Genomic DNA, 18,805 nt, shown 5'->3' on the forward strand with positions numbered 1-18,805 from the left:
GGTCGCTGGCGTGGCTACCGTCATCCTCGTCCGACACGGTCGTTCGACCGCCAACGCGACCGGCGTCCTGGCCGGACGCCTGCCCGGCGTGCACCTCGACGACGCCGGCGTGAAGCAGGCCGTCGCGGTGGGCGAGCGGCTGGCAGGCGTACGCCTCTCCGCAGCCGTCACGAGCCCGCTCGAGCGCTGCCGCGAGACGTGCCGCGAGGTCACCCGGCCCCAGGTGACGCCGCTCCGAGCCAGCACCGACAAGCAGCTCTCCGAGTGCGACTACGGCGACTGGCAGGGCCGGGCACTGAAGGACCTGGCCAAGGAGAAGCTCTGGAAGACCGTCCAGACGCAGCCGTCGGCCGCGACCTTCCCCGGCGGGGAGTCGATGCGCGCCATGCAGGACCGCGCGGTCGCGGCGATCCGACGCCACGACGCGCGGATCTCGGCCGAGCACGGTGACGACGCGGTGTGGCTGGCCGTGAGTCACGGTGACGTCATCAAGTCGATCCTCGCCGACGCGCTGGGGACCCACCTCGACCTCTTCCAGCGCATCCACGTCGACCCGGCGTCGGTGTCGATCGTGCGCTACACCGACTCGCGCCCCTTCGTGCTCGGCACCAACACCCACGCAGGTGACCTGTCGTGGCTGACCCCGCCGAAGAAGTCCCGCCGTCGTCGCAGCAGCGACGCCGCAGTCGGCGGCGGTGCGGGCCCGCAGGCCACCCCCGAGACCCAGACAGCGACGTCCTAGGGTGAGTGACATGCCCGTCGTGCACCGCTTCGACCCGCCCGAGCGCTTCGTCGCCGGCACCGTTGGCGAGCCCGGCCAGCGCACCTTCTTCCTCCAGGCCCGCGAGGGCACCCGGCTGGTCAGCGTGTCGCTGGAGAAGCAGCAGGTGGCGGCTCTCGCCGAGCGCATCGACCAGCTCCTCGACGAGCTCATGCGCGCGGCCGGCGGCGAGCTCCTGATCCCCGCGATCGCCCCGCGCGACATGGTGGACGGCCAGCCGCTGGAGCAGCCGATCGAGGAGGAGTTCCGCGCCGGCACCATGACGCTCTCGTGGGACGGCACCGACGAGCGCGTGGTCATCGAGGTGTTCCCCTTCACCGAGGCCGCCGTCGTGTCGCCCGAGCAGCTCCAGGAGGACCTCGAGGACCTGCTCGAGCCGGAGCCGGAGGAGATCTTCCTCGTCCGCATCACCGCCGCTGCCGCCCGTTCCTTCGTCGAGCGGTCCCGCTCGGTGATCGGCGCGGGCCGGCCGGACTGCCCGTTCTGCGGCGAGCCCGTGGACCCCGACGGCCACCTGTGCGTGCGCGCCAACGGCTTCCGGCGCCGTGACCCCTGACCTTCCCGAGGGCTTCCCGACCGGGGAGCTGACGCTCCACGGGCGCGTCCTGCCGGCCTCCAACGCGACCTTCGTCGGTGAGCTCGGCGGGGTGCGCGTGGTCTACAAGCCGGTCGCGGGGGAGCGACCCCTGTGGGACTTCCCCGACCACACCCTGGCCGGGCGTGAGGTGGCGTCGTACGCCGTCTCCGAGGCGCTCGGCTGGGACATCGTGCCGCCCACGGTCCTCGGCGACGGCCCGCACGGGCCCGGCATGGTGCAGCTGTGGCGCGAGGAGGACGAGGACCAGGCGCCGGTGGACATCGTCGCCGAGGGCGAGCTGCCCCCGGGCTACCGCCACGTCTTCGACGGCCTCGACGCCCACGACCAGCCCGTCGCGCTGGTCCACGAGGACACTCCCGCGCTGCGGCGGATGGCGCTCTTCGACGTGGTGGTCAACAACGCCGACCGCAAGGGTGGCCACGTCCTGCCGATGCCCGACGGCCACCGCCACGGCGTGGACCACGGGCTGACCTTCCACCTCGAGCACAAGCTGCGCACGGTGCTGTGGGGCTGGGTGGGCGAGCCGATCACCGACGACGAGGCCTCCGGGCTCCGGCGCCTCGCCGCCGCGCTCGAGGGACCGCTCGGCACCACGCTCACCGACCTGCTGGCCGAGGCCGAGGTGGCGATGACCGTGGCGCGCGTCGAGCGGATGCTGGCGCGTGGCGAGTTCCCGGGTCCCGCCACCTCGTCGTACCCCGTCATCCCCTGGCCGCCGTTCTGAGACCGGCAGCGTCGACCGAGGCACGAGCCGGCGGCGTGGGCCGGGCCAGATCGAGTAGCCCCGCGGCTGAGGAACGAAGCCGCGCAAGGGCCCATCGAGATCGAGACGCGCCCCGTGGCCACGAGACCTTCACGACCGGCCGATAGGCTGCCAGCCATGCGTGCCTGGTCGTCCCCCGACGTTCCCCGACTGCCCGTGACGGGCCCGGTGGTTCGCGTGCACGACACCGCCGCCGGCTCCCTCGTCGAGACCCGTCCCGAGGGCCCGGCCCGCCTCTACGTCTGCGGCATCACGCCCTACGACGCGACCCACATGGGCCACGCCGCGACCTACGTCGGCTTCGACCTGCTCCACCGCGCGTGGCGCAACGCCGGCCACGACGTGACCTACGTCCAGAACGTCACCGACGTGGACGACCCGCTGCTCGAGCGGGCCGCGAAGGTCAAGGTCGACTGGGTCGAGCTGGCCGAGCGCGAGACGCAGCTCTTCCGCGACGACATGGAGGCCCTGCGCGTCCTGCCGCCGGCGCACTACATCGGCGCCGTCGAGTCGATCCCGCAGGTGATCACGCTCATCGAGCGCCTCGACCAGGCGGGTGCGGTCTACCGCGTCGACGACGACCTCTACTTCTCCGTGACCGCCGACGCGGACTTCGGGTCGGTCTCACACATGGACCGCGAGACCATGCTGCAGATCTTCGCCGAGCGAGGCGGCGACCCTGACCGCGCAGGCAAGAAGGACCCGCTGGACTGCCTGCTGTGGCGTGCCGAGCGTCCGGGCGAGCCCGCGTGGGACAGCCCGTGGGGTCCGGGGCGTCCCGGCTGGCACATCGAGTGCACCGCGATCGCCCTCGACCACCTCGGCACCGCCTTCGACGTCCAGGGGGGTGGGAGCGACCTGGTCTTCCCGCACCACGAGATGTCGGCCGGCCACGGCCAGGTCGCGCACCCCGGCGAGCGGTTCGCGCAGGCGTACGCCCACGCCGGCATGGTCGCCTACGACGGCGAGAAGATGTCGAAGTCCAAGGGCAACCTCGTCTTCGTGTCCGCGCTGCGGATGAGCGAGGTCGACCCGATGGCCATCCGGCTCGTGCTGCTGCGCCACCACTACCGCAGTGACTGGGAGTGGACCGACGACCAGCTGTGGGACGCCGTCGACACCCTCGCCACCTGGCGGCGTGCGCTGGCCCTGGGCGCGGGCGCGCAAGCCGCTCCGGTCGTGGATCGCGTCCTCTCCGCTCTCGCCGACGACCTCGACGCCCCCACCGCGGTGGCGGCCGTCCAGGAGTGGGTCGAGGCCACCCTCGGCACCACCGGGCTCGCCGAGACCTCCGACCGTGAGGCGGCCGCGACCATCCACCGGCTCCTCGACGCGGCGCTGGGCCTCTCGCTCTGACGTACGCCTCCCGCTCGGGCGGTGCGTGAGACACCTTCCGAGGCGAAGGAACCTGCGTCACCCACCGCTCGAGGCGGGAGCTCAGTCGGTGTCGCGACGCTTGAGGTAGCGCTCGAACTCCCGGGCGATCGCCTCGCCGCTGGCCTCGGGGAGCTCGGCGGTGTCGCGGGTCTCCTCGAGCGCGCGGACGTAGTCGGCCACGTCCTCGTCCTCAGCCGCGAGCTCGTCGACACCGCGTTCCCAGGCCTTGGCGTCCTCGACGAGGTCGCCGAGGGGCATCGGAGCCTCCAGCAGCTCCTCGAGCTGGCCGAGCAGCGCGAGGGTGGCCTTGGGGCAGGGCGGCTGGGCGACGTAGTGGGGGACCGCGGCCCAGTAGGACACGGCCGGGATGTCGAGCTGGCTGCACGCGTCGTTGAAGACGCCGACGATCCCGGTGGGGCCCTCGTAGCTCGACTGCTCGACGTTGAGCCGGTCGACCAGCTCGGGCTCGGTCGCGGTGCCGCTGACGGGGATCGGACGCGTGTGGGGGCTGTCGGCGAGCAGTGCACCGAGGGTGACCACGAGCTCGGCGCCGAGGTCGTCGCAGGCGGCGAGCAGCTCGGCGCAGAACTGGCGCCACTTCATGTTGGGCTCGATGCCGCGCACGAGGATGACGTCGCGGTCCAGCTCGGCCGGGCGGGCGACCGCGATGCGGGTCGTGGGCCAGGTGAGCCGGCGGTGACCGTTGTGGTCGGTGGCGATGATCGGGCGGTTGACCTGGAAGTCGTAGAACTCCTCGGGGTCGATCGCCCCGATGACCTCGGCCTTCCACTCCTCGATGAGGTGGTCGACCAGACCGGACGCCGCGTCGGCCGCGTCGTTCCACCCCTCGAAGGCGGCGATCACCACGGGGGAGACCAGGTCCTGCACGTCGTCGAACTCGATCACCGCCCCAGCCTAGGGCGCGCCGCCCAGCCTGCCGTCGTGATTTCGCCGGCCGTGTCGCCGAGTGCCACCATGTGGGAACACCGTCCGCGTGTCGGACGACCTTCCTAGGCTGGTCGTTCGCCGGCAAGAGGAAGGCTCCACGTGAACCCGCAGCACCGCCCTGATGCCACCGACGCCCTCACGGCGATCCTGAGCAAGCGGATCATGGTGCTGGACGGAGCGATGGGCACGGCCATCCAGCGGGACCGGCCCGACGAGGCCGGCTACCGCGGCGAGCGCTTCGCCGAGCACCCGAGCGACCTGGTCGGCAACAACGACCTGCTCACGCTCACCCAGCCGCACATCATCCGCACGATCCACGAGGAGTACCTCCGCGCGGGCGCCGACATCATCGAGACCAACACGTTCAACGCCAACGCGGTCTCACTGGCCGACTACGGCCTCGAGGACCTGGCCTACGAGCTCAACCTCGAGTCCGCGCGCCTGGCCCGCGCGGCAGCCGACGCGGTCGCCACTGACGAGCGCCCGCGCTGGGTCGCCGGCGCGCTCGGCCCCACGACGCGTACGGCGTCGATCTCTCCCGACGTCAACGACCCGGGCGCGCGCAACGTCAGCTTCGACCAGCTCGCCGAGGCCTACCTCGTCGCCGCCCGCGGCCTCGTCGACGGCGGCTCGGACCTGCTGATGATCGAGACGATCTTCGACACCCTCAACGCCAAGGCGGCGATCTTCGCCGTCGAGACGCTGTTCGAGGAGCAGGGGCGCCGCTGGCCGGTCATCATCTCCGGCACGATCACCGACGCGTCCGGTCGTACGCTCTCGGGCCAGGTCACCGAGGCGTTCTGGGACTCCGTACGCCACGCGCGTCCGCTGGCGGTCGGCCTCAACTGTGCCCTCGGTGCGCGCGACATGCGCCCCTACGTCGCCGAGCTCTCGCGCCTGGCTGACTCGTTCGTCTCGGTCTACCCCAACGCCGGGCTGCCCAACGCCTTCGGCGAGTACGACGAGACGCCCGACCAGACGGCATCGGTCCTGGCCGAGTTCGCCGAGGCCGGGTTCCTCAACCTCGTCGGCGGCTGCTGCGGCACCACGCCGGACCACATCGCCGCCATCGCGGGGGTGGTGGACGGCAAGGAGCGGCGCGAGCCGGTGCCGCACGAGCCGGTGATGCGGCTGTCCGGTCTCGAGCCGCTGACCATCACCGACGAGAGCCTCTTCGTCAACGTCGGTGAGCGCACCAACATCACGGGCTCGGCACGCTTCCGCAAGCTCATCAAGGACGGCGACTACGACACCGCCGTCAGCGTCGCGGCGCAGCAGGTCGAGGCCGGCGCGCAGGTGATCGACGTCAACATGGACGAGGGCATGATCGACGGCGTCGCCGCGATGGACCGCTTCCTCAAGCTGGTCGCCTCCGAGCCCGACATCAGCCGCGTCCCGGTGATGGTCGACTCCTCGAAGTGGGAGGTCATCGAGGCCGGCCTCAAGTGCGTCCAGGGCAAGGCCATCGTCAACTCGATCTCGATGAAGGAGGGCGAGGAGGCCTTCCGCAGCCAGGCCCGCCTGTGCCGCAAGTACGGCGCCGCGGTCGTGGTCATGGCCTTCGACGAGGACGGACAGGCCGACAACCTGGAGCGCCGCAAGGCGATCTGCGAGCGGGCCTACCGGATCCTCGTCGACGAGGTCGGCTTCCCGCCCGAGGACATCATCTTCGACCCCAACGTCTTCGCGGTCGCGACGGGCATCGAGGAGCACGCCACCTACGGCCAGGACTTCATCGAGGCCACGCGCTGGATCAAGCAGAATCTGCCCGGCGCCAAGGTCAGCGGCGGCATCTCCAACGTGTCCTTCTCCTTCCGCGGCAACAACCCGGTCCGCGAGGCGATCCACGCGGTCTTCCTCTTCCACGCGATCCGCGCGGGGCTCGACATGGGCATCGTCAACGCCGGCGCGCTCGTGGTCTACGACGAGGTCGACGCCGAGCTGCGCGAGCGCATCGAGGACGTCGTGCTCAACCGCCGCCCGGACGCAGCCGAGCGGCTCCTCGAGATCGCGGAGGCCCACAACCGCTCGGCGGACGCCGAGGACGTGGCCGAGGACGAGTGGCGCGCGCTTCCGATCGGAGAGCGGATCACCCATGCCCTGGTGAAGGGCATCGACGCGCACGTCGAGTCGGACACCGAGATCCTGCGTCAGGAGATCGCTGCGCGCGGAGGCCGCCCGATCGAGGTGATCGAGGGACCGCTGATGGACGGCATGAACGTCGTCGGCGACCTCTTCGGTGCCGGCAAGATGTTCCTGCCGCAGGTCGTCAAGAGCGCCCGGGTGATGAAGAAGGCCGTGGCCTACCTCATCCCCTTCATCGAGCAGGAGAAGCTCGACAACCCCGCGCTCGCCACCGCCAAGGACACCAACGGCACGATCGTCATGGCCACCGTCAAGGGCGACGTGCACGACATCGGCAAGAACATCGTCGGCGTGGTGCTCCAGTGCAACAACTACGAGGTCATCGACCTCGGGGTGATGGTGCCCGCGCAGAAGATCCTCGACACGGCCACCGAGGTCGGTGCCGACATCATCGGACTCTCCGGCCTCATCACGCCCTCGCTCGACGAGATGGTGAACTTCGCGACCGAGATGCAGCGCCAGGGGCTCACCATCCCGCTGCTGATCGGCGGGGCCACCACCTCGCGCGCCCACACCGCGGTCAAGGTCGACCCGAAGTACGACGGTCCGGTCGTGTGGGTCAAGGACGCCTCGCGCTCGGTGCCCACTGCCGCCGCGCTGCTGCACGAGACCGGCCGCGGGAAGCTGATGGCCGACGTGAAGGCCGACTTCGACTCCCTGCGCAAGCGTCACTCAGCCAAGAACGACCGACCCATGGTCACCTTCGACCAGGCGCGCGCCAACGCGACGCCGATCGACTGGACGGACTACGAGCCGCCGCGCCCGCGCCAGCTGCAGCACGAGGGCCAGCACGTGCGGGTGCTGCGGGACCAGGACCTGTCGGTGCTGCGCCGTTACATCGACTGGCAGCCGTTCTTCAACGCCTGGGAGATGAAGGGCGCCTTCCCCGACATACTCAACAACCCCAGCTCAGGCCCGGCCGCACGCAAGCTGTACGACGACGCGCAGGCGATGCTCGACCAGATGATCGAGGAGAGGTGGGTCCGCGCCCACGGCGTCATCGGCTTCTTCCCGGCCAGCTCGGTGGGCGACGACGTCGAGCTCTACCTCGACGACGACCGGACCCAGGTGCACGCACGACTGCACCACCTGCGCCAGCAGGGCCAGCACCGTGACGGCGTGCCCAACCGCTCGCTGGCCGACTTCGTGGCACCGAAGGAGAGCGGGCTGCCGGACCACGTCGGTGCCTTCGCGGTGACCGCTGGCGACGGCGTGACGGAGCGGGTGGCGGCCTTCCGCGCCGAGCTCGACGACTACAACGCGATCCTGCTCGAGTCGCTCGCCGACCGGCTGGCCGAGGCATTCGCGGAGCAGCTGCACGAGCAGGTGCGCAAGGAGATGTGGGGCTACGCGCCCGACGAGCAGCTCGACAACGTCGGGCTCATCAAGGAGCAGTACGACGGCATCCGCCCCGCGCCCGGCTACCCGGCGTGCCCCGAGCACACCGAGAAGCAGACGCTGTGGGAGCTCCTCGACGTCGAGGAGCACACCGGCATCCAGCTCACCGAGTCGATGGCGATGTGGCCCGGCGCGTCGGTGAGCGGCTTCTACTACTCCCACCCGCAGTCGCAGTACTTCGTCGTGGGCCGCGTCGGTCGCGACCAGGTCGCCGACTACGCCGAGCGCAAGGGCTGGACCCTCGCCGAGGCCGAGCGGTGGCTCTCGCCCAACCTCGGCTACGACCCGGAGGACTGAGTCACGTGGAGGCTGTGCTCTGGGACATGGACGGGACCCTCGTCGACACCGAGCCCTACTGGGTCGAGACCGAGTTCGCGATGGCCGCGAAGTACGGCGGCGCCTGGTCGCACGAGCACGCCATGAACCTCGTCGGCAACGCGCTCCTGGACTCGGCGGACTACATCCGCGCGCACATGGGCATCGACCGCACCCGCGAGGAGATCGTCGACGAGCTCCTGGACGGTGTCGTCGCGCGGGTCGAGGAGAGCGTGCCGTGGCGTCCCGGTGCGCAGGAGCTCCTGGCGGACCTCGTGCGCCGCGGTGTGCCGTGCGCGCTGGTGACGATGTCGTGGCAGCGCTTCGTCGACCCGATCCTCGCCCAGCTGCCGGCGGGCACGTTCGCCAGCGTCGTGACCGGCGACCGGGTGGAGCACGGCAAGCCGCATCCCGAGCCCTACCTCAAGGCTGCGGCCGACCTGGGCCTGGCGCCCGAGGACTGCGTGGCCATCGAGGACTCCAACACCGGGGCGACGTCCGCGGCTGCGGCCGGCTGCACCGTCGTCTGCGTCCCCAACCACGTCCCGATGCAGGAGGGGGAGCGCAGGGTCTTCGTCGAGACGCTGGACGGCCTGGACACCGATTCCCTCGCTGCAGCGGCCGACCGACCCGTCAAGGCAGCCGTGACACGACCGTGACCCTGGCGGTGTGGCCCGGGTCACGTCCGGCGGTCTAGGGTTCTGCGCATCCCCAGAACGCATATCGGACGGAAGGCCCTCGGATGACCCCGAAGCGCACCATGGCGTCACTCACCGCGGCACTGCTCGCAGCCGCCACCCTTGCAAGCTGTGCGGAGAGCGAGCGCGACGCCGGCGACGGGGGAGGTGGTGGTGACGACGGGACGTTCGTCTTCGGAGCCGCCGGCGCCCCCGAGATGTTCGACCCCTTCTACGCCACCGACGGCGAGACCTTCCGCGTCACCCGCCAGATGTTCGAGGGCCTCCTCGGCATCGAGCCCGGCAGCGCCGAGGTGGTGCCGGAGCTCGCGACCGAGTGGACGCCCAACGAGGACGGCACCGAGTGGACGTTCACGCTTCGTGACGACGTCACCTTCCACGACGGTGAGCCGTTCAACGCCGACGCCGTCTGCTACAACTTCGAGCGGATGTTCGACCAGAACGAAGCCGGCCAGGTCGCGGGCGAGTACTGGGGCTACGTCATGGGCGCGTTCTCCAACGATGCCGAGAGCTCGCTCTACCAGGGCTGTGAGGCCACCGACGAGTTCGAGGCCGTGATCACCACCAGCGGCCCCACCTCCGGCTTCCCGACGATGCTGACCCTCGAGTCGCTGTCGATGCAGTCGCCGAAGGCGCTCGAGGAGGGTGACGCCAACGGCATCGCAGCCGAGGGCGAAGGCTTCTCGTTCCCCGACTACGCGAACAACCCCGTCGGCACCGGCCCCTTCACCTTCGGCGAGTACGACGAGGCGAACGGCACGATCAGCCTGGACCGCAACGACGACTACTGGGGCGATGCAGCCAAGGTCAGCGAGCTGGTCTTCCGGGTGATTCCTGACGAGAGCACGCGTCGCCAGGAGCTCGAGGCGGGCAGCATCAACGGCTACGACCTGCCGAACCCGGTCGACTGGGCGGCGCTGGAGGACTCGGGCAACAGCGTCGAGATCCGCGACGCGTTCAACATCCTCTACCTCGGTCTCAACCCGGAGGCGAACCCGCAGCTCAAGGACCTCAAGGTCCGTCAGGCGCTCAACCACGCGATCAACCGCGAGCAGCTGGTCCAGACGCAGCTGCCCGAGGGCGCCGAGGTGGCGACGCAGTTCATGCCGAAGACCGTCAGTGGCTACAACACCGAGCTCCAGGCTCCCGAGTACGACACGGAGAAGGCCAAGCAGCTGCTGGCAGAGGCCGGGGCCGAGGGCATGACCTTGACCTTCGCCTACCCGACCGAGGTCAGCCGGCCCTACATGCCCGACCCGCAGAAGCTCTACGAGGCGCTGCGCACCGACCTCGAGGCCGCAGGCATCAAGGTCGACGTCAAGACCGCCTCCTGGAACGGCGGCTACCTCGACAACGTGACCGCCGGCAAGTACGACGCCTACATCCTGGGCTGGACCGGTGACTACGACTCGCCCTACAACTTCATCGGCACGTTCTTCGGCAACCTGAAGGAGAACGACTTCGGCACCGAAGCCATGCCGTGGGGCAAGCAGCTCGCCGACGACCTCAAGTCGGCCGACGCGATCGTCGACGACGAGGAGCGAGCGGCGGCCTTCGAGGAGATCAACGCGCAGATCATGGAGGAGTACCTCCCCGGCCTGCCGATCAGCCACTCGCCGCCGGCCCTCGTCGTGGGCCCGGGTGTCGAGGGCGTCATCCCCAGCCCGCTGACCGCCGAGGAGTTCGACACGGTCACCGTCAGTGGTGAGTGAGGCTCTGCCGCCTTCGTGTGATGCGTCCTGAGTGAGCCAGGGGGTCGTCCGTCGGATGATCCCCTGGCCCACGCTGGTGTCTGAGGAGAGCCATGCTTCGTTTCATCGTGCGCCGTCTGATCCAGATGGCGGGCGTGCTCCTGGTCCTGTCCGTGCTGGTCTTCGTCTGGCTGAGGTCGCTGCCCGGGGGACCGGTGTCGGCCCTGCTGGGAGAACGCGGCACCCCCGAGCGCCGAGAGGCGCTGGAGAAGGCCCTGGGGCTCGACCAGCCCCTGCCGGTGCAGTACTGGCGCTACATGCAGCGCGCGGCGCAGGGCGACTTCGGCGTCTCGACGCAGGTGCTGCCGGGGGAGGACGCGCTCGACATCTTCCTCTCACGCCTCCCCGCGACCATCGAGCTGTCGTTCTTCGCGCTGGTGCTGGCGGTCGCCCTCGGCATTCCCCTGGGCTACATGGCGGCCCGGCGCAAGGGGACGCCGCTCGACACGGCCACGGTGATCTTCTCGCTGGTGGGAGTGGCCGTTCCGGTGTTCTTCACGGCGTTCCTCCTGAAGTACTTCGTCGCCGTGGAGTGGAACCTGCTCCCGGTCTCCGGCCGGCAGAGCATCGGGCTCGACGCCACCAGGGTCACGGGCATGTTCGTCCTGGACGGGATCCTCACCCGGGAGTGGGATGCCGCGTGGGACGCCCTCAAGCACCTCGTGCTGCCGTCCCTGGCCCTGGCCACGATCCCGTTCGCCGTCGTCTTCCGCATCACCCGGGCGTCGGTGCTCGACGTCGTCGACGAGGACTACGTCCGCACGGCCGAGGCCAAGGGGCTCACCGCCCAGGTCATCCGCGGTCGCCACGTGCTGCGCAACGCGATGCTGCCGGTGGTGACCACTGTCGGTCTCCAGGTGGGCGCGCTGCTGTCCGGGGCGGTGCTCACCGAGACCGTGTTCTCCTGGCGCGGTGTCGGTCAGGCGCTGTACGAAGGTTTCTCGCAGAAGGACTACCCGGTGCTGCAGGTGCTGATCATGGCGGCGGCAGCCATCTACGTCTTCGTCAACCTCCTGGTGGACATCACCTACGCCCTCATCGACCCCCGGATCAGGACGAGGTGAACGCCGTGCCCCCGAGCCAGACTCCCCAGCTGCCGCCCGAGCGGACGTCGTACGCCGACCGGCGCAAGCAACGCGTCGACGCCCTGGCCGCCGCGTCGGCCGACGAGGAAGGGGGCGTCTCCCTGATCCTCAGCGCGTGGCGCCGGCTGCGCCGCAACCCGGTGTTCCTCGTCGGTCTCGCCATCACGGTCGCCTTCCTCGTCCTGGCGGTCGTCTCGCCGTGGCTGGCACCGTGGGATCCGGCGGCGCGTCCCCTGCTCGACGACATCCGGCCTCAGTCCAACCCCGTCCCGGGGCCTGAGGCAGGCCACCCGCTCGGTGGTGACGACAAGGGCCGCGACCTGCTGTCACGGCTCCTGGTCGGCAGCCAGCAGACGTTGCTGGTCGGCGTCCTCGCGACCTTCTTCGGACTCGTGGGTGGTGTCACGCTCGGCACCCTCGCGGGAGCATTCGCCGGCTGGATCGACTCCCTGGTGATGCGGATCGTCGACGTCATGCTCTCCATCCCGTCCCTGCTGCTCGCCTTCTCGATCGCGGCGTTGGCCAGCAGGCCGAGCCAGTGGACGCTCATCATCGCGATCGCCACGGTGCAGGTGCCGATCTTCGCGCGTCTCCTGCGGGGCTCGATGCTGGCGCAGCGCGCCAGCGATCACGTCCTCGCGGCGCGGTCACTGGGGGTGAAGCCGCACGCCATCGTCTTCCGCCACATGCTCCCCAACGCTCTCGGTCCGGTGATCGTGCAGGCCACGCTCGTCCTGGCGGTGGCGATCATCGACGCCGCTGCCCTGTCCTTCCTCGGGCTCGGCAATCCCGACGACCGCCGGCCCGAGTGGGGCCAGATGCTCGGCGCGGCCCAGCAGTACCTCGGGCAGGAGCCCCATCTCGCGTTCTACCCGGCCGCATGCATCATCGTCGTGGCCCTCGGCTTCACGCTGATGGGCGAGTCGCTGCGCGAGGCCCTCGACCCCAAGACGCGGAGGTGAGTGCGATGAGCACGCAACCGGTCCATCCTGCTGCCCGATCGGCAGAGCCGCTCCTCGCGGTGCGCGACCTGCGCGTGACGTTCGGACGCCGCGGGGAGGAACCCTTCCGAGCCGTGGACGGCATCAGCTTCGACGTACGTCCGGGGCAGACGGTGGGCCTGGTGGGGGAGTCCGGCTGCGGGAAGTCCGTGACCTCGCTCGCCGTCATGGGCCTGCTGCCCACCCGCGGCAACACCGTCGAGGGCGCAGCGATCTTCGACGGCGAGGACCTGCTGTCACTGTCGCGCTCGCAGATGCGCGATCGTCGCGGCCGCGACATCGCGATGATCTTCCAGGACCCGCTGTCGTCGCTGAACCCGGTCGTCCAGATCGGTCGGCAGGTCACCGAGGTGATGGAGCGACACCAGGGCCTGAGCCGCAAGCAGGCCATGCCGAAGGCGGCCGACCTGCTGGAGCGCGTCGGCATCCCCGACCCCAGGGCACGCCTGGCAAACTACCCCCACCAGCTCAGCGGTGGGATGCGCCAGCGCGCCCTGATCGCGATGGCGCTGGCCTGTCAGCCCCGGCTGCTCATCGCCGACGAGCCCACCACCGCGCTCGACGTGACGATCCAGGCGCAGATCCTGGCGCTCCTGAAGGAGCTGGTGGTCGACACCGGCACGGCCCTGGTGATGATCACCCACGACCTGGGCGTCGTGGCCGGGCTGTGTGACGAGGTGAACGTGCTCTACGGCGGCAAGATCGTCGAGCGCGGCGACCGCCACACGCTGTTCGCGAGGCCCCGCCACCCCTACACGGTCGGCCTCCTCAACTCGATCCCGCGCCTCGACGCGCCGAGGGGCGAGGCGCTCTCTCCCATCCCGGGCTCCGTGGCGGACAACCTGCCGTGGGACTCGGCGTGCGCCTTCGCGCCGCGGTGTCCCAACCAGCTGGACGTGTGCGTGCAGAAGACGCCCGAGTGGGACGGCGACGACGTGGTCGGCCTGCGGTGCTTCAACCCGATGGGAGTGACCCGATGACCGGTGCGACCCGGTCCGACCTGCACCCCGGCACCCGGCCCGACGGCCGGCCCGAGGTCCTGGTGGACGTCCGCGGCCTCGAGGTCCACTTCCCGATCAAGCGGGGCGTGATCTTCGACAGGACCGTTGGTCACGTGCGGGCGGTCGACGGGGTCGACCTCAGGATCCACCGGGGGGAGACGTACGGGCTGGTGGGGGAGTCGGGCTGCGGCAAGTCAACCCTCGGGAAGGCGATCCTCAACCTCGAGACACCGACCGCGGGCTCGGTCAGCTTCGACGGCGTGGACATCGCCTCGCTCAAGGGCGAGGAGCTGCGCACCCAGCGCAAGCGGTTCCAGATGGTGTTCCAGGACCCCATGTCGAGCCTGGACCCACGCCAGACGGTCGAGGCGCTGCTGCTCGAAGGCATGCGGGCGCACGGGCTGGACACGGACACGTCAGCGACCCAGGTTCGGCTGCGGGAGCTGATGTCGGCCGTGGGGCTGCCGCCGGCGGGGCTCAGGAAGTACCCCCACGAGTTCTCCGGCGGACAGCGCCAACGCATCGGCATCGCCCGGGCCCTGTCCGTGGGCCCCGAGCTCATCGTGGCCGACGAGCCGGTGAGCGCGCTCGACGTCTCGATCCAGGCACAGGTGATCAACCTGCTCCAGGACCTCCAGGAGGAGCTCGGGCTCACCTACCTCGTCGTCGCCCACGACCTCGCCGTCGTGCGCCACATCAGCGACCGGATCGGTGTCATGTACCTCGGCGGGCTGGTCGAGGAGTCCGAGGCCGGCGAGCTGTACGACGTCCCGCTCCACCCCTACACGCGCGCCCTCATGTCGGCCGTCCCCGTGCCTGACCCGGAGGTCGAGGACTCGCGCGAGCAGATCCTGCTCACCGGCGACCTGCCCTCTCCGGCGAACCCCCCGACCGGGTGCCGCTTCCACACCCGGTGCCCGTGGAAGCAGCCGACACGCTGCGACAGCGAGCGCCCGTTGCTGCGCGTCGTCGACGTCGCGGGCACGAGTGCCGGACACCGTGCCGCGTGCCACTGGGCCGAGGAGATCGCCCGCGGAGAACTCCAGCCGCACGAGGTGGCGGCCGAGCTGGTCGACCCCAGGTCCGCTGACGCGCGCCCCCGAGAGGCGGACTCGGCCTTCCTCGCACCCGACGGTCCGCCCGTGCCCTGACCCAGGACGTTCAGGGCAGCGACGTCGGGACGATCCCGTCCGCCTCGACATCGCAGGACGGATCCGGAGCGTCGCGCTGCGGCAGAGGCGGGACCGTGCCGCCCTTGGTCGGGCAGAACTGGTGGTAGGAGCACCAGTCGCACAACCGCGACGGGCTGGGCTGCCAGTCGCCGGTCTCGTGGGCCAGCTGGATCGCGGTCCAGAGCGCCTCGACCTTGCGCTCGGTGGCGCGCAGGTCGTCCTCGTCGGGCTCGTAGCGCAGGATCTCGCCGTTGCCGAGGTAGACCAGCTGGAGCACCGACGGCACCACGCCGCGCAGGCGCCAGATGACCAGGGCGTAGAACTTCATCTGGAACAGCGCCTTGGCCTCGAAGCCGACGGCCGGGCTCCGTCCGGACTTGTAGTCCGTGATCCGGATCCGGCCGTCGGGCGCGACGTCGACACGGTCGACGAACCCGCGCAGGAGCAGCCGGGAGTCGAGGAGTGCCTCGACGTAGAGCTCGCGCTCGGCCGGCTCGAGGCGCCGCGGGTCCTCGAGGTCGAAGTAGCGAGCCAGGACGGTGCGGCACGACGACAGCCACGCGGTCAGGTCGGGACCCTCGTCGCCGAACATCGCCGCCAGCGCCGGCTCCGCCTCCAGCAGCGCCTCCCACGTCGGCTCGAGCATGTCCGCGGCCGCCTCGGCGGTCCGACCGGCAGCCGGCAGGTCGAAGAGGTCCTCGAGCACCTTGTGGACCACGGTGCCCCGCACCGCGTCGGGCGAGGGCTCCTCCGGGAGTCGGTCGATGGTGCGGAACCGGTACATCAACGGGCAGGCCATGAAGTCGCCGGCCCGGCTGGGCGACAGCGCTCCGAGGACCTCGACGCCGTCCACGGGGGTGGAGACGCGCTCGGCGGGGGAGTCGGTGGCGGGGATCGTCATGGCGCGGCTCACCCTAGGCGAGGCGTACGACACCCCTCCCGTCGCGCGCAGCGCCGTGGGCGGCGTTGGCTAGGGTCGTGGTGTGCCCGAACCGACCGATCCGGCCCCGCCCCAGGGGTCCTCGCGCCCCGCGCCGCGCCCTCCGGGCACGTGGCGGATCGGGTCGATCGTCGGCATCGACGTGCTCATCACCAGCTCGTGGCTCATCGTCGCGCTGCTGATCTCGCTGACCTTCGCCCCGCGCATCGAGCAGGTGCAGCCCGGCCTGGGCTTCTGGAAGTACGTCGCCGGCTTCGTCTTCGCCGTCGTGCTCTACCTCTCCGTCCTGCTCCACGAGGCCTCCCACGCAGTCGTCGCGAAGCGGCTGGGCTACGGCGTCAACTCCATCACCCTGCACTTCCTCGGCGGCATGACCGAGATCGACGGGCAGTCGCGCCGGCCCCGCCACGAGTTCTGGATCGCCGTCGTGGGCCCGCTGACCTCCATCGGGGTCGGGATCGCCGCCGCGGCGCTGTGGTTCGTGGTCCCCGATGGCCTGGTGCGCGCCGCCGTCCAGGGCCTGGCCGGTGCCAACCTGATCATCGGCGTCCTCAACCTCGTGCCCGGTCTGCCGCTCGACGGCGGCCGGGTCCTCAAGGCGGCAGTCTGGGGCGCCTCGGGCAACCAGCACCGCGCCACGATCGTCGCGGGCTGGGGCGGCCGCCTCACCGCGCTGGCCCTGCTCGCCTGGCCGGTCGTGATGGAGCCGCTGACGGGTGAGTCGCCCACCATCCTCGACGTCGTCCTGGTCTTCATCCTGGGCCTGTTCCTCTGGACCGGCGCCACCGCCGCGATGGCGCACGCCCGGCTCCGCGAGCGACTGCCCGCCCTGGTCGCACGCCCGCTCGCCCGGCGTACGCTCACCGTCCCCGCCGACCTCCCGCTCGCCGAGGCCGTACGCCGTGCGCAGGACGCGCAGGCGGGCAGCATCGTCACCGTGGGCAGCGACGGGAGCCCGATGGGCATCGTGAGCGAGGCCGCGGTGACGGCCATGCCGGAGGACCGCCGGCCCTGGGTGCCGGTCTCGACCGTCGCCCGGGCCCTGGAGGACGGGCTCACGCTCCCCGCCACCGTCGCGGGCGAGGACCTGATCCTGGCGATCAGCAGGCGACCGGCCGAGGAGTACCTCCTCGTCGAGGAGGACGGTCACATCTACGGCGTGCTGTCGACCGCCGACGTCGACCGCGCCTTCCGCGAGAACGCCCGTCGCTGAGCCTGCCGCTCAGGTCAGGTGGACGACGTCGCCGGGTGGGTGGATCGGGCCCTCGCGCACTAGTCTGCGCGCCATGCCCGAGACCTCTCCCGACGTCCCTGCCGAGGCCTGGTCCGGCGTCCACCGCGGTCCCCTGCGCGAGGGGGAGTGGGTGCGGCTGACCGACCAGAAGGGGCGCAAGCACAACTTCGAGCTGGTCGCCGGCAAGCGCTTCTTCTCCAACAAGGGCCACCTCGACCACGACGAGATGATCGGGCGCGAGGAGGGCTTCACCCTCACCTCGTCGGCCGGTGGGCAGTACCTCGTCTTCCGTCCGCTCCTCAACGAGTTCGTCGTCTCCATGCCGCGCGGCGCGGCCGTGGTCTACCCCAAGGACGCCGCGCAGATCATCGCGCTGGCCGACATCTATCCCGGCGCGCGCGTGGTCGAGGCGGGCGCCGGATCGGGTGCCCTCACCTGCTCGCTCCTGCGCGCCGTCGGTCCGTGGGGCCGCGTGACGTCCTACGAGCTGCGCGAGGAGTTCGCCGACGTCGCCCGGCGCAACGTCAACCAGTTCTTCTCCGCCCCCGACGGCCGGACCCACCCGGCGTGGGACCTCCGCCTCGGTGACCTCAAGGAGGGCCTGCCCGGGCTCGGCGCCCAGGTCGACCGGATCATCCTCGACATGCTCGACCCGTGGAACTGCGTCGACGCGGTGGCCGACGCGCTCGTGCCGGGCGGCATCGTCTGCGCCTACGTCGCCACCACCACCCAGCTCTCGCGGGTGGTCGAGACCCTGCGCGTGCACGGCGGCTTCACCGAGCCGCAGCCGTGGGAGTCGCTGGTGCGCGACTGGCACGTCGAGGGGCTCGCGGTGCGACCGGGCCACAAGATGATCGGCCACACCGCCTTCCTGGTCACCGCTCGGCGGATGGCACCGGGAGAGCGGCCCCCGCGCAAGACCCGCCGGCCCGCGCCCGGGGCGTACGGCCCCGACTACACCGGGCCGCGCCCCGCCGACATCCCGCCGGTCGAGGTCGGCCGGGACATGGACACGGGCACCGACGCCGACAGCGAGGCATGAGCGGGGTCGAGGTCGTCGAGCACTCGCCCCGGTGGGCGGAGGACTTCGAGGAGGTCGCCGCCGTCCTGCGCGAGGCGCTGGCCGACGTCCGGTCCGCCGTCGTCGAGCACGTCGGGTCGACGTCGGTCCCGGGCCTGGCCGCCAAGCCGATCCTCGACGTCGACGTGATCGTGGACGCGACCGACGTGGATGCTGCCGTCGCCGCGCTGGAGTCCGTCGGACACGTCCACCGCGGTGACCTCGGCGTGCCCGGCCGCGAGGCGTTCCACGCCCCGGGACCGCCGCGCCGCAACGTCTACGTCTGCACCGCAGGCACCGCCAGCGTGCGCAACCACCTCGCGGTGCGCGACGTGCTGCGCTCGCGGGCCGACCTGCGCGAGGCGTACGCCGCCGCGAAGCTCGCGCTGGCCGAGGACCCGGACATGGACATCGACACCTACATCGCCGGCAAGTCGGCCGTGCTCCAGCAGGTGCTGGAGGCCTCGGGACGCTTCAGCGACGAGGAGCTCCTCGCCATCCGGCTGCTCAACGGGGGTTGAGCCACGGGTGGCCGGGC

16 protein-coding genes are annotated in these 18,805 nt (G+C 70.9%); 14 read left to right on the top strand and 2 right to left on the bottom strand.

Features of this window, described 5'->3' with window-relative positions; translation table 11 throughout:
- Positions 1 to 10: 10 nt before the first annotated feature.
- From CFI00_RS11810 to mshC, 4 genes are all read left to right on the top strand, one after another.
- Positions 11 to 742: a histidine phosphatase family protein gene (locus CFI00_RS11810; RefSeq protein WP_207081360.1), complete on the top strand. Its 732-nt coding sequence runs from the start codon at positions 11 to 13 to the stop codon at positions 740 to 742.
- A gap of 10 nt (positions 743 to 752) precedes the next feature.
- Positions 753 to 1,337, top strand: a complete 585-nt coding sequence (locus CFI00_RS11815) for a DUF3090 domain-containing protein (RefSeq protein ID WP_207081361.1) — start codon at positions 753 to 755, stop codon at positions 1,335 to 1,337.
- Positions 1,327 to 2,103 (top strand): SCO1664 family protein, encoded by a 777-nt coding sequence (locus CFI00_RS11820; RefSeq protein WP_207081362.1) that lies wholly within the window; start codon positions 1,327 to 1,329, stop codon positions 2,101 to 2,103. The genes CFI00_RS11815 and CFI00_RS11820 overlap by 11 nt, the downstream gene beginning before the upstream one ends.
- Positions 2,104 to 2,259: 156 nt before the next feature.
- Positions 2,260 to 3,498, top strand: coding sequence for a cysteine--1-D-myo-inosityl 2-amino-2-deoxy-alpha-D-glucopyranoside ligase (gene mshC, locus CFI00_RS11825; RefSeq protein WP_207081363.1), 1,239 nt, complete (start codon positions 2,260 to 2,262; stop codon positions 3,496 to 3,498).
- A gap of 81 nt (positions 3,499 to 3,579) precedes the next feature.
- On the opposite strand, the gene CFI00_RS11830 is transcribed toward mshC, so the two are convergent.
- Positions 3,580 to 4,425, bottom strand: a complete 846-nt coding sequence (locus CFI00_RS11830) for a PAC2 family protein (RefSeq protein WP_207081364.1) — start codon at positions 4,423 to 4,425, stop codon at positions 3,580 to 3,582.
- Between the two features lie 141 nt (positions 4,426 to 4,566).
- On the opposite strand from CFI00_RS11830, the gene metH reads away from it, so the two are divergent.
- From metH to CFI00_RS11865, 7 genes are all read left to right on the top strand, one after another.
- Positions 4,567 to 8,307 carry a methionine synthase gene (metH, locus tag CFI00_RS11835; protein ID WP_207081365.1) on the top strand — a complete coding sequence of 1,247 codons (3,741 nt, stop codon included), beginning with the start codon at positions 4,567 to 4,569 and terminating at the stop codon, positions 8,305 to 8,307.
- Positions 8,308 to 8,312: 5 nt separating this feature from the next.
- The gene (locus CFI00_RS11840) at positions 8,313 to 8,984 is read left to right on the top strand and encodes an HAD family phosphatase (protein WP_242532348.1); all 672 of its coding nucleotides are present in this window, start codon (positions 8,313 to 8,315) and stop codon (positions 8,982 to 8,984) included.
- An 83-nt stretch (positions 8,985 to 9,067) separates the two neighbouring features.
- Positions 9,068 to 10,735, top strand: a complete 1,668-nt coding sequence (locus CFI00_RS11845; protein ID WP_207081366.1) for an ABC transporter substrate-binding protein — start codon at positions 9,068 to 9,070, stop codon at positions 10,733 to 10,735.
- Positions 10,736 to 10,827: 92 nt separating this feature from the next.
- On the top strand, positions 10,828 to 11,838 hold the full coding sequence (locus CFI00_RS11850) for an ABC transporter permease (RefSeq protein WP_207081367.1): 1,011 nt from the start codon (positions 10,828 to 10,830) through the stop codon (positions 11,836 to 11,838).
- A gap of 5 nt (positions 11,839 to 11,843) precedes the next feature.
- Positions 11,844 to 12,821 carry an ABC transporter permease gene (locus tag CFI00_RS11855; protein WP_242532349.1) on the top strand — a complete coding sequence of 326 codons (978 nt, stop codon included), beginning with the start codon at positions 11,844 to 11,846 and terminating at the stop codon, positions 12,819 to 12,821.
- Between the two features lie 5 nt (positions 12,822 to 12,826).
- The gene (locus CFI00_RS11860; RefSeq protein WP_207081368.1) at positions 12,827 to 13,840 is read left to right on the top strand and encodes an ABC transporter ATP-binding protein; all 1,014 of its coding nucleotides are present in this window, start codon (positions 12,827 to 12,829) and stop codon (positions 13,838 to 13,840) included.
- Positions 13,837 to 15,012 carry an oligopeptide/dipeptide ABC transporter ATP-binding protein gene (locus tag CFI00_RS11865; RefSeq protein ID WP_207081369.1) on the top strand — a complete coding sequence of 392 codons (1,176 nt, stop codon included), beginning with the start codon at positions 13,837 to 13,839 and terminating at the stop codon, positions 15,010 to 15,012. The genes CFI00_RS11860 and CFI00_RS11865 overlap by 4 nt, the downstream gene beginning before the upstream one ends.
- A gap of 10 nt (positions 15,013 to 15,022) precedes the next feature.
- On the opposite strand, the gene CFI00_RS11870 is transcribed toward CFI00_RS11865, so the two are convergent.
- Positions 15,023 to 15,934, bottom strand: coding sequence for a PD-(D/E)XK nuclease family protein (locus tag CFI00_RS11870; protein WP_207081370.1), 912 nt, complete (start codon positions 15,932 to 15,934; stop codon positions 15,023 to 15,025).
- 82 nt (positions 15,935 to 16,016) lie between these two features.
- On the opposite strand from CFI00_RS11870, the gene CFI00_RS11875 reads away from it, so the two are divergent.
- The 3 genes from CFI00_RS11875 (at position 16,017) to CFI00_RS11885 (ending at position 18,788) form a co-directional block, all read left to right on the top strand.
- Positions 16,017 to 17,186, top strand: coding sequence for a site-2 protease family protein (locus CFI00_RS11875; RefSeq protein WP_207081371.1), 1,170 nt, complete (start codon positions 16,017 to 16,019; stop codon positions 17,184 to 17,186).
- 73 nt (positions 17,187 to 17,259) lie between these two features.
- Positions 17,260 to 18,249, top strand: a complete 990-nt coding sequence (locus tag CFI00_RS11880) for a tRNA (adenine-N1)-methyltransferase (protein ID WP_207081372.1) — start codon at positions 17,260 to 17,262, stop codon at positions 18,247 to 18,249.
- Entirely contained in the window at positions 18,246 to 18,788 is a 543-nt protein-coding gene (locus CFI00_RS11885) for a GrpB family protein (RefSeq protein WP_207081373.1), read from the top strand. The genes CFI00_RS11880 and CFI00_RS11885 overlap by 4 nt, the downstream gene beginning before the upstream one ends.
- The last annotated feature ends 17 nt before the right edge of the window (positions 18,789 to 18,805 follow it).

Source organism: Nocardioides sp. S5, from assembly GCF_017310035.1.
Taxonomy (GTDB): Bacteria; Actinomycetota; Actinomycetes; order Propionibacteriales; family Nocardioidaceae; genus Nocardioides.

Coding starts and splice junctions, on each gene's coding strand:
- CFI00_RS11865 (WP_207081369.1), top strand. CDS start 13,837: ATGACCGGTGCGACCCGGTCCGACCTGCACCCCGGCACCCGGCCCGAC.
- CFI00_RS11850 (WP_207081367.1), top strand. CDS start 10,828: ATGCTTCGTTTCATCGTGCGCCGTCTGATCCAGATGGCGGGCGTGCTC.
- CFI00_RS11885 (WP_207081373.1), top strand. CDS start 18,246: ATGAGCGGGGTCGAGGTCGTCGAGCACTCGCCCCGGTGGGCGGAGGAC.
- CFI00_RS11845 (WP_207081366.1), top strand. CDS start 9,068: ATGACCCCGAAGCGCACCATGGCGTCACTCACCGCGGCACTGCTCGCA.
- CFI00_RS11860 (WP_207081368.1), top strand. CDS start 12,827: ATGAGCACGCAACCGGTCCATCCTGCTGCCCGATCGGCAGAGCCGCTC.
- CFI00_RS11815 (WP_207081361.1), top strand. CDS start 753: ATGCCCGTCGTGCACCGCTTCGACCCGCCCGAGCGCTTCGTCGCCGGC.
- mshC (WP_207081363.1), top strand. CDS start 2,260: ATGCGTGCCTGGTCGTCCCCCGACGTTCCCCGACTGCCCGTGACGGGC.
- CFI00_RS11870 (WP_207081370.1), bottom strand. CDS start 15,934: ATGACGATCCCCGCCACCGACTCCCCCGCCGAGCGCGTCTCCACCCCC.
- CFI00_RS11880 (WP_207081372.1), top strand. CDS start 17,260: ATGCCCGAGACCTCTCCCGACGTCCCTGCCGAGGCCTGGTCCGGCGTC.